At 48.8% G+C, this 1126-nt stretch carries 1 protein-coding gene; it reads left to right on the plus strand.

Features of this window, described 5'->3' with window-relative positions; all coding sequences use genetic code 11:
• Positions 1 to 69: 69 nt before the first annotated feature.
• Positions 70 to 1110 (plus strand): IS630 family transposase, encoded by a 1041-nt coding sequence (locus NC796_RS26565; protein ID WP_310688915.1) that lies wholly within the window; start codon positions 70 to 72, stop codon positions 1108 to 1110.
• The last annotated feature ends 16 nt before the right edge of the window (positions 1111 to 1126 follow it).

The raw sequence follows: 1126 nt of genomic DNA on the forward strand, positions 1-1126 counted from the left end.
CTAGTGTCATTACCACTAAATAAAAGGGGTAAATGTGATTGGGTTTTTGTATTTTTCGAATAAAACATCATGGATAAACTCACCTTTCCCGACCTCTCTCAACAAGTCAAAGATCAACTCCTTACTTACGGGCGTTCTCATAAAGTGGAACGCCGGTTAAATTTACGTGCCCAAATTATTTTAGACTGGAAGAACGGGCTTACCTACCGGGCCTCCAGCGAAAAGCATGGGGTTGGCGAGAATGTCATTGGCAAATGGCGTAAACGATTTGCCAGCGAGGGACTGGCAGGGCTCGCCGATGCTCGGCGTTCTGGCAGGCCCGCCCAGTTTACCGAAGCGGACCGCAATAAGGTGATTCATCTGGCTTGCCAGCGCACTGAAAGCGACACCCAGCGCTATAGCCAGCACGAGATTGCCGACATGTGCGGGATGAGCCAAAGCTGGGTCTCAGAAATCTTACGAGGGGCTGACTTAAAACCCCATAAAACCGAGTATTGGTGCGGGAGGAGCCCGGATCCTGAATTTGAATCCAAGATGATCGATATCATCGGGCTGTATTTGAATCCCCCTGAAAATGCCTTGGTGCTATCGGTTGACGAAAAAACGCAGATCCAGGCTCTGGACCGTACGCAACCGGAACTGCCGCTTCGAAAGGGGAACCCGCGACGAGTAACCAATACCTACAAACGCAACGGCACGGTCAATTTGATGGCCGCCCTCGCCGTGCAAACCGGCGAGGTAACTGCCCGCCAGGCTGATCGCAACAATTCAGAGAACTTCTTGAAATTCCTCAAGCATCTGGATCGCAAATATCGAAACGTGCAGATTCACATTATCATGGACAATTTGTCAACCCACAAAAACAAACAGGTAACCCAGTGGCTGGACAAAAAGCGCAAATTCCACGTTCATTTTACGCCCACCTATGCCTCATGGCTCAATCAGATCGAGATCTGGTTTAGTATTATGAGCCGTAAAATTTTGAAAGATGGCGTATGGCACTCCCGGCAGCAGCTGGTCGATCAACTCATGAGCTACATCAAAGACTATAACCAGAAGAACGCAAAACCATTCAACTGGACCTATGGAAAAGAGTACCTCACGAATTAAGTGGTAATGACACTAG

Origin of the sequence: Aliifodinibius sp. S!AR15-10 (assembly GCF_031569985.1) — a bacterium.
Taxonomy (GTDB): Bacteria; Bacteroidota; Rhodothermia; order Balneolales; family Balneolaceae; genus JAMQKA01.